Genomic DNA, 8,704 nt, shown 5'->3' on the forward strand with positions numbered 1-8,704 from the left:
TGAAATGGAGGCGCGTCCCGGAGTCGAACCGAGGTCCACGGATTTGCAATCCGCTGCATAGCCACTCTGCCAACGCGCCTTTTTGTTTGAGTCGATGTGGATTACGAGCGAAACGTACCGACCATCAACTTCAGAACGAAGCGTACTCTACCGGATATCCTGAGCCAGTCAACCAAAGAATGTATTCAGCTTGTCTGAATGAACAAAATTCCGCCGCTCGCACAGACTACCTGACTTCTGGCTTTTGGGCCTGCCAGTTATTCAGCACAACTCAAAACCAAATAAATGTTTAGTGCACATATCATTAGACCATCTCAATCGAATACCAACCGCCTGACAAGCACGTCAAAACCGGGCAAAAACTTGGCCACATTTGATTTTATCTTAATATTTCTGCTAATATACGCCCCTCACAAACACTTCGAACTCTAAATAACGAACAACTATTCGATGTGTTCCGGTGCATTAGGATGAAAAAATGCATCGACGACAAAACATTTTTGAGACTTTTTTATGGAAGACGCTTTAAAAAAATACAGTATTGATACAACTGACTATCAGGTAGGTCAGGATAACATTCAGAAGTGGGGATTCGATGTTCATAACCCCGTCTTCGGGATCAGCGCAGGACTTATTATTTTATTTCTCGCTTCTCTGCTGCTGGTTGATCCGATCACCGCACGCGACGCACTGAACACATTGAAAAACGGAATCATTGAAGACTTTGATGCGTTCTTTATGTGGACCACCAACTTCTTTTTGTTCTTCACATTGGCATTAATGTGTTCACCATTCGGCAAGATTCGTATTGGTGGTAAAGACGCGACACCGGATCATTCACGCGTTTCTTGGCTGGCAATGCTGTTTGCCGCAGGTATGGGTATTGGCTTGCTCTTTTGGAGTGTTGCGGAACCTACAGCGTATTACACCGATTGGTGGGGTACGCCAATGAATGTTGCTGCTAATACACCAGAAGGCAAATCGCTGGCAATGGGCGCCACCATGTTTCACTGGGGTATTCACGGCTGGGCGATTTACGCCATCGTAGCTCTGGCATTGGCTTTCTTTGCTTTCAATAAAGGGTTGCCTTTGTCCATCCGTAGTGTCTTTTACCCGGTATTCGGTGACCGCGCTTGGGGCTGGTTGGGCCACGTAATCGATATTATGGCGGTACTGGCTACCTTGTTTGGTTTAGCGACATCGCTTGGTCTCGGTGCTCAACAAGCCACCAGCGGCATCAATTATATTTTTGGTACCGATGGCGGCATTGGTATGCAGCTTGGCGTGATCGTCTTTGTCACTTTCATTGCGATTATCTCGGTGATCCGCGGTATCGACGGTGGTGTAAAGGTACTGAGTAACATCAATATGGCATTCGCGTTTGCGCTGCTGATTTTTATTGTCTGTGTGAGTTATGACATCGCATTGGAGTCTATTCCTGCGACCTTTATGGCGTACGCAGAAAACATCATTGGTTTGAGTAACCCTCATGGCCGTGAAGATGAAGTATGGATGCACGGCTGGACGGTGTTTTACTGGGCCTGGTGGATTTCATGGTCGCCATTCGTCGGTATGTTTATCGCGCGTGTTTCCCGCGGCCGTACCGTACGTGAGTTTTTGTTTGCTGTTGTCTTTATCCCGACTCTGCTGACGCTGATCTGGATGGCTGTGTTTGGTGGTATAGCTCTGGATCAGGTAGCCAACAAAGTGGGTGAACTGGGAACGAATGGTTTGACAGATATTTCGCTAACGTTGTTTCACGTGTATGAGCAGCTGCCGTTTGGTAGCGCAATCTCCATCATCTCGATTGTCCTGATCCTCATCTTCTTTATTACGTCGTCGGATTCAGGATCGCTGGTGATCGACAGTATCACGGCTGGCGGCAAAGTTGACGCACCTATCCCTCAACGTATCTTCTGGGCAAGTGTCGAAGGCGCCATCGCAGCCGTCATGCTCTGGATTGGTGGTAAAGAAGCCCTACAGGCACTGCAGTCTGGTGTGGTGGCAACCGCCCTACCATTCAGCTTTGTATTGCTGTTGATGTGTGTAAGCCTGATTAAGGGATTGAAAACAGAGCAAGCCCTGTATTCATAATGCTTAGCGCAAAGAATAGAAAGGTCAGCACTCGCTGGCCTTTTTTGTGCCCGAATTCCAGACACAAAAAAACCAGCTTTAAGCTGGTCATTTGTAAAATGGAGGCGCGTCCCGGAGTCGAACCGAGGTCCACGGATTTGCAATCCGCTGCATAGCCACTCTGCCAACGCGCCTTTTTTATCAACGCTTTAGTTACCCACCGCTGCGTTCGCTGCATACTTTACGGATTGAGGCGAGAGAGTCAAACAAAAATCTGTAATTTCATTCTGTTTGCCGGTTTTTAACTCATTTTGCACAACTATCGTTCCAACTTACGGTTTTCTACCATTTTTTCATCAGTCGCCCAACGAGACTCGGATGGTATGCCCAGCAGTGATCAAACATCGACATTAATTCAGGGTTGCCATATCTGGACAAACTGACCGCATGAAAACGGTTTTTCTTCGCCTTCAATTGCGCCACGGTATCAAGCACTTCGTCCGTCTGTTTCGGTGCAATAAAGTCGGACAACACCACCAAATCGGCGTTTCTGTACTTTTCGCTTTGCATGAGTTGTATGCACTTAACGATTACGGGCTCAAAGTCCGTTCCGCCATGAAAGCTGTAACTGAGAAAATCAGCGGCTTCACGCAATCCATCCGGACGTGTCAATTCATAGGTGATCTGCTCGGTAGAAAATAAAATCACAAAGCAATCACGATCTTCGGCCAACGCAATTTGCATCAAGGCATACGCCATCGCTTTAGCGCACTGCTCCGGAAAACCACTCATTGAACCAGAAGCATCAACACACAAGATGAATGGCCCCTTTTCAACATCCACTTGCTTGTTGTCCGGACGATGCGCTCTGATTTTACGTAGTGTGCGGCTTTTCCCCTGCATACGGTAATTCATCAGGCGTTTATCCACCAAATGTTTATAAAACACCACTTCCAGTTCAGGGTATGCGAGAAACATGGTTTCGTTTGGCAGCAGTTTGTTCAGATCGTCGCTTTCATGAACACCAACGATGTCATCGGTGGCTTCATCGGATTTTTCTTCGACCATTTGTAACTCTTCGGCTGGCGCCCGGTTGAGATCCGGATCATCGACCTGACCCGCCATTCTGCCCAGTTGTTCCGCAATCTCCTGCAACCCTTTATTCTTTTTGAGAAACTCGGCATAACGTTTCATGACACCAAGATCCGTTTTGCTCAGTTTCGCAGCGGCCATATCCCAAAGCCGGCCAACGCTGCCCTCATCCCCCACTTCCGCCACTTTATCCATGTTCTTCATGGTTTCCATGCGTTGATAGAGATCTTTAAGCAGCTTTTCTTTGTTCGCCTCTAATTCTGAAAGCTGAGCCTGCTGAATGGCTTCTGACAAGGTTTTATACCATTGATCACAGAAGTAATGCGGAAACATGGGGTTGTGCACCCCTTTGTTTTTTTCCAGTAAACGACGAGCCGGTAAGTAGAATGCCGAATGCCATTCAAGCTGCTTGACCACATCGTTGATCTTGTCGAAAAATTCCTCTTCGTCCCAGTGAATGACTTCCTGGTACAGCCCCAGCTCTTGTTGAAAGCGTTCGGTCTCACACACCTTTGTGATGCGTTTCTTTACACTGCCGCGCCATTTAAGCAAATGATTTTTCACCGAGGCACGCACACCGCGGTTTTCTGTCATCATCATCACCTGAGAGCGCCCCATCAGATCGTTCACGGCGGTATCGATAATACCGGAATCCGCAATCATCAACGCTAAGTTAAGGCCATCAGCACCCAGCATCATTCACTCCTATGAGAAGAACTGATTGAGGTTTTTGAAACGGAAAACTGTACGCTCGCACTCTGTCTGCGTGCTCTCCAGTTGTTGCTGTAAGCTCTGCAGACTGCTTTCCATAATTCTTGGCAGCTCAGGATCAACAAAGTTGTGTGGCAAAGCACCATGAAAATCGGATCGGACTTTGCGCAAATGGTGCTCCGCCTGCGTCAGTTGAGCCACCGATTGTTCCGCTTTAGTCAACCACTCCTGATACACGCTCTCGTCCAATCCCTTTTGAGTCACGACAGCGACCAGTACAGCACGATTAGCGATATCTTTGATCACCAAGTTGTTGGATGCATCGACGTCAAAACGCAGTCGACATAAATTGGTGTTCTGGTTGACGTACCCGTACACATCTCCGTGTCCTTCTTTAATCACCCGCTCCAGTTCGTTCTTCGGCACATATACCCAGCGACTGTCGCCTTTCTCAGACTCAGAGACCGACATATTGCTCTGCAAAAGCACCAGTTTCACCAAATCAAACGCACTGCCGACTTTGTATGATTTCGCACCCGAAATGTCGTAGTGGTTAATTTGCTTTTTCAGAATCCCGGTCGTCGATTCGGTAGATAACGTAATCGCAAACTCAGACTCAAGCGCATCCTGAATCTCTTGTAACTCTTCACGGCAAAGCGTGATCTGATGCTCTACGTCCTGTTGATCAAAGGCATGCTTAAGTGCAAACTCGCGAACCACACCTCGCACCACTTCCCGAGACTCCGGGCTATTCCATAAACAGTCCTGTAATAACAATAGATCAAGTGGATTGATCGCATCGCGGCCGTTAAAGAACGCACTGGCTTTGAGCAGCCGCACGGATTTCTTCCAGCGGCGGTCAGACACGTACATATCAGTGTCTGCTGCATTCACACCCTGGCTCTCTACGGTCTGCTCCAGTAACGTTTTGAGCTGGAACAGCTTTTCAAACACATTGTCGGTCAGAAGCAGTTTGTCCAGTTGGGTCTGCCACTCGTGATACTCCTGATCAGTGATCGCCAGACCATCCGGGATTTTCGCTTCCTGTGGGGTGCCTACCGTCAACATCGACTTGAAGTTTTGCTTGTTCTGAATACGGTTAACAAAAATTCGTACCAGCATACGGTCGTACAGAGCTTCGAGTCCGCTATCTTCATCCGGCAGTTCATTCGAGGCTGACACCAACAGGCGCATCGGTACCCGTTCAATATCACTGCCGTTTTTAAAGGTTTTCTCATTCACGACAGTGAGCAAAGTGTTAAGAATTGCCGGACCGGCTTTCCAGATTTCATCCAAAAACACCACCTGCGCAGTCGGCAGATAACCGTCCGTCAATCTCAAATAACGGCCATTGTCTTTTAACTCTTGAATGCTCAACGGGCCAAACACTTCCTCAGGAGTCGAGAAACGAGTCATCAGGTATTCAAAGTAAGACGAATGATCAAACGCCTGAATCAAACGTTTGGCAATCAAACTTTTGGCAATGCCCGGAGGGCCCAGAAGGAAAACACTTTCGCCAGCCAAGGCAGCAAGCAAACATAATTTGATGGTGTCTTCTCGCTCATACACCCCATCGGAGAGGGCCTGAGCCAGTTTGTTAATTCGTTCCGAGAGCAGTGCTTTCTGCGCGTGGGATGCATGTGAAGGGCTAATCATTGCAGGGTTCCCCCGGAATATTTCTGCAGGTCAATTCGTCTACTCTTATACATTTGTTATCACTTTGTTACAAGTGCATTTTTCCGTTGAACAGGCTCTTATATCAGAACCGTCATTTTGCATTTCATGTGCAAACTTTGATTTCATATTTGGCAATCCTGCCTGCCGCCTATCTTTACCAGCGGCCAGTAGATTTCGTCTATAAATCAATCACTCACGTCGGATAACCCTAGAAAGTCATGCGTCAGTGTACCAGCTTAATCTTTCTTTATGTGATCTTAATCGTTAAGGTAGTGAAACCTACACTTTTATCACTGGCTGAAAAGGTTACATGAGCAAGATCATTCACACATGGAAGCGTATCTCGCTGATTGAACAAGATATTGAACTGCCTTCTGGTACGACCGTCACCCACACCACCATTCACCATCCCGGTGCAGCAGTGATTCTGCCTGTCGACGACAACGGCGATATCATCGTGATCCGCCAGTTTCGTCCTTCACTCAACAAATGGTTGATAGAACTGCCCGCCGGTACTGTGGAAACGGGTGAAAACGCACTGACCTGCGCGCAACGTGAACTGGAAGAAGAGACTGGCTTTAGCGCCGCTGAGTATCAATCGCTCGGACAACTCACGCCTATGGCTGGTTTCTGTGACGAAATCCAACATCTTTTTATTGCGCGTACGCTTAAGAAAACGCAGCGTTATCAATGTGATGAAGATGAAGAAATTGAAGTAGAAGCGCTTCCACTCAGCACACTGGAGCACTATATTGTTGACGGTACAATTACCGATGCCAAAACCATCGCCAGCCTCTACAAAGCGCGTCTGGGTGGCTACATTTAGGAGAAGAATATGGACTTTAGATCAGATACGGTCACTCAACCGACCCCGGCAATGCGTGAAGCCATGGCCCATGCTGTGGTTGGCGACGACGTTTATGGTGATGACCCAACCGTCAACGAGCTTGAGCAATGGGCAGCCCATCGCCATGGATTTGAAGCCGCGCTGTTCACAACATCCGGTACACAAGCGAACCTGCTCGGATTGATGGCGCATTGCGAACGTGGTGACGAATATCTATGTGGCCAGCAAGCCCACAACTACAAGTACGAAGCCGGTGGCGCCGCAGTATTGGGCTCGATCCAGCCCCAACCGGTGGAAAATAACCCAGATGGCACCATCGACATTGCAAAACTGAAAGCCGCCATCAAGCCAGACGATTGCCACTTTGCCCGCACTCGCCTACTGAGTCTTGAAAATACCATCAACGGGAAAGTTCTGCCGCTCAGCTATCTCGCTCAGGCACGAGAATTTGTCGATCAGCATCAACTTGCCCTGCATCTGGATGGTGCCCGCGTGTACAATGCCGCAGTGGCACTGGACGTAGACGTAAAAGAGATCGCCCAATACTTCGATTCGATGACAATCTGCCTTTCCAAAGGGCTGAGCGCACCCATCGGATCTCTGTTGCTTGGGTCTGCCGCTTACATCGCCAAAGCTCGCCGCTTGCGTAAGATGGTTGGCGGTGGCATGCGCCAGGCCGGTATTCTCGCGGCGGCTGGTAAACTCGCTCTGACTGAGCAGGTTGCACAGTTGCAAACGGACCACGCCAACGCCAAAAAGCTTGCGCACGGTCTGGCGGCGCTACCTGGCTTTGACGTGAACCCACAGTTCGTACAAACCAACATTGTTTTTGCCAAACTGGATGAGCAGATCGATATCGCCGCCATCGCGACAAAACTCAAAGCTGATGGCATCACCATTACTCCCGGTAACCCGATACGTTTCGTGACTCACAAGGATATTTCGTCAGCCGACATTGACACCTTACTGAGCAAACTCAACGACTGTCTGTAACGGTTAAACAAAAAGATTGAGCTTCCCTCTAGGGGAAGCTTTACTCTTTATCAAAACCGACATGAGAGGCTGGTATCGATGAACTTCACCGCTGTACTTTATTCACTGGCGCTGACTTCGACGCTCGCTCACGCTGGCGGCGACCCACAATTGGGGCAGCTCAAAGCGCCGAGTTGTGTGTTCTGCCATGGCCAAAACGGTATTGCTGACAACCCAGCCTACCCGCATCTTCAGGGACAAAACGAGCAGTACCTCTATCAAGCCATGAAAGCCTACCAAGATGGTCAGCGCATTGGCCCGATGGCGCAAATGATGCGTGATCAACTCCGTCAGCTCAATGACGAGGATCTCAGAGATGTCGCTGCGTTTTTTGCAACTCAGGAATAAGCATCGTGGATATGCAAATTGGTTTTCAATTTGCGTGTGCTGCCATCTTGCTTCCGTAACCTATTGATCAATAAAGCGCTAAAAACTGGCTTGAATATTGAACCGTACTCTTCATAGCCATGGAGGTGCGACAATGACAATCAGTGTAAGAAAACTGGCAGCTTCACAGACAGAAGCGTTTGATGTTGAGTACATCAGCAACGAGATGTTCGAACTGGTCGCCAAACCAATCGTCGAACGTTATTCCAACGACAGACCTTTCAACCTGTTAGACGTTGGTGGTGGCAACGGGATTTACGCAGACAAAGTACTGGAGCATTTTCCTGCTGCTAATGTCACCGTCATTGAACCAGAGCAAACCCTGTTAGAAAAAAACCGTCCCCATCCCAGAAAATCATTACTGGCCTGTACTTTTCAGCAAGCCAGCCAACAGCATCAGCAAGATATCATTCAGTTTAACTGGGTCTTGCACCACTTTGTCTCCAACAGCTACGAACTTACGCTGCAAGTGCAGCGCGCCGCGCTCACGGAAGCTTATCAGAATCTTAAACCGGGCGGCATGGTGTTCATCTTTGAGAACTTTTATGAAGGTTTGTGGGTGAGTGATATGCCTGGTCAGGTTATTTACCGTTTAACCGCATCGGACTCTCTCAAATCAGTCGTTGCCAGAATGGGAGCCAATACCGCAGGTGTTGGGGTCTGTTTTCACTCGGAGAGTGTCTGGAAATCAATGCTCAGAGAGGCGGGCTTTCAAGAAATGTACGTCACCCACTGTTACGAATTTGGCAACCTTAGCCCAGTGAAAAAAGCCTGTCTGGGCCTGAAATCACAACAAGTGGGTTTTCTGGTTGCAGTGAAATAGCATCGATATTTTCTCCGACTGAAAACCAATTTGGGTGTGACTGGATTCACGTAACGTTTAGA

7 protein-coding genes and 2 tRNA genes are annotated in these 8,704 nt (G+C 48.3%); 5 read left to right on the top strand and 4 right to left on the bottom strand.

The window, feature by feature from the left end:
• Positions 1–5 precede the first annotated feature (5 nt).
• Positions 6–79: transfer RNA gene (locus CAG65_RS12710), tRNA-Cys, on the bottom strand.
• A 434-nt stretch (positions 80–513) separates the two neighbouring features.
• On the opposite strand from CAG65_RS12710, the gene CAG65_RS12715 reads away from it, so the two are divergent.
• A complete protein-coding gene (locus tag CAG65_RS12715; protein ID WP_161453888.1) occupies positions 514–2,094 on the top strand; it encodes a BCCT family transporter in 1,581 nt (526 codons plus the stop codon).
• 99 nt (positions 2,095–2,193) lie between these two features.
• Here the strand turns inward: CAG65_RS12715 and CAG65_RS12720 are convergent.
• The 3 genes from CAG65_RS12720 to CAG65_RS12730 all read right to left on the bottom strand — a co-directional run bounded on the left by CAG65_RS12720 (position 2,194) and on the right by CAG65_RS12730 (position 5,532).
• Positions 2,194–2,267, bottom strand: a tRNA-Cys gene (locus tag CAG65_RS12720).
• A 148-nt stretch (positions 2,268–2,415) separates the two neighbouring features.
• Positions 2,416–3,861 carry an ATPase RavA stimulator ViaA gene (viaA, locus tag CAG65_RS12725; RefSeq protein ID WP_161453891.1) on the bottom strand — a complete coding sequence of 482 codons (1,446 nt, stop codon included), beginning with the start codon at positions 3,859–3,861 and terminating at the stop codon, positions 2,416–2,418.
• A 9-nt stretch (positions 3,862–3,870) separates the two neighbouring features.
• Entirely contained in the window at positions 3,871–5,532 is a 1,662-nt protein-coding gene (locus CAG65_RS12730; protein ID WP_021705140.1) for an ATPase RavA domain-containing protein, read from the bottom strand.
• Between the two features lie 331 nt (positions 5,533–5,863).
• Here CAG65_RS12730 and CAG65_RS12735 point away from each other — a divergent pair, with 331 nt between their 5' ends.
• From CAG65_RS12735 to CAG65_RS12750, 4 genes are all read left to right on the top strand, one after another.
• On the top strand, positions 5,864–6,379 hold the full coding sequence (locus tag CAG65_RS12735) for an NUDIX hydrolase (RefSeq protein WP_021705139.1): 516 nt from the start codon (positions 5,864–5,866) through the stop codon (positions 6,377–6,379).
• A gap of 9 nt (positions 6,380–6,388) precedes the next feature.
• Complete coding sequence (gene ltaE, locus CAG65_RS12740; protein ID WP_161453889.1) at positions 6,389–7,393, top strand: low-specificity L-threonine aldolase; 1,005 nt, start codon at positions 6,389–6,391, stop codon at positions 7,391–7,393.
• A 78-nt stretch (positions 7,394–7,471) separates the two neighbouring features.
• Positions 7,472–7,780: a c-type cytochrome gene (locus CAG65_RS12745; protein ID WP_021705137.1), complete on the top strand. Its 309-nt coding sequence runs from the start codon at positions 7,472–7,474 to the stop codon at positions 7,778–7,780.
• A gap of 133 nt (positions 7,781–7,913) precedes the next feature.
• Entirely contained in the window at positions 7,914–8,642 is a 729-nt protein-coding gene (locus CAG65_RS12750) for a class I SAM-dependent methyltransferase (RefSeq protein WP_161453890.1), read from the top strand.
• Positions 8,643–8,704: the final 62 nt, after the last annotated feature.

Origin of the sequence: Vibrio sp. V39_P1S14PM300, from assembly GCF_009904765.1 — a bacterium.
GTDB classification, from domain to species: Bacteria; Pseudomonadota; Gammaproteobacteria; order Enterobacterales; family Vibrionaceae; genus Vibrio; species Vibrio proteolyticus.

Excerpts from the sequence above, each read along its gene's own strand:
- CAG65_RS12715 (WP_161453888.1), top strand. The coding sequence starts at position 514 with ATGGAAGACGCTTTAAAAAAATACAGTATTGATACAACTGACTATCAG.
- viaA (WP_161453891.1), bottom strand. The coding sequence starts at position 3,861 with ATGCTGGGTGCTGATGGCCTTAACTTAGCGTTGATGATTGCGGATTCC.
- CAG65_RS12730 (WP_021705140.1), bottom strand. The coding sequence starts at position 5,532 with ATGATTAGCCCTTCACATGCATCCCACGCGCAGAAAGCACTGCTCTCG.
- CAG65_RS12735 (WP_021705139.1), top strand. The coding sequence starts at position 5,864 with ATGAGCAAGATCATTCACACATGGAAGCGTATCTCGCTGATTGAACAA.
- ltaE (WP_161453889.1), top strand. The coding sequence starts at position 6,389 with ATGGACTTTAGATCAGATACGGTCACTCAACCGACCCCGGCAATGCGT.
- CAG65_RS12745 (WP_021705137.1), top strand. The coding sequence starts at position 7,472 with ATGAACTTCACCGCTGTACTTTATTCACTGGCGCTGACTTCGACGCTC.
- CAG65_RS12750 (WP_161453890.1), top strand. The coding sequence starts at position 7,914 with ATGACAATCAGTGTAAGAAAACTGGCAGCTTCACAGACAGAAGCGTTT.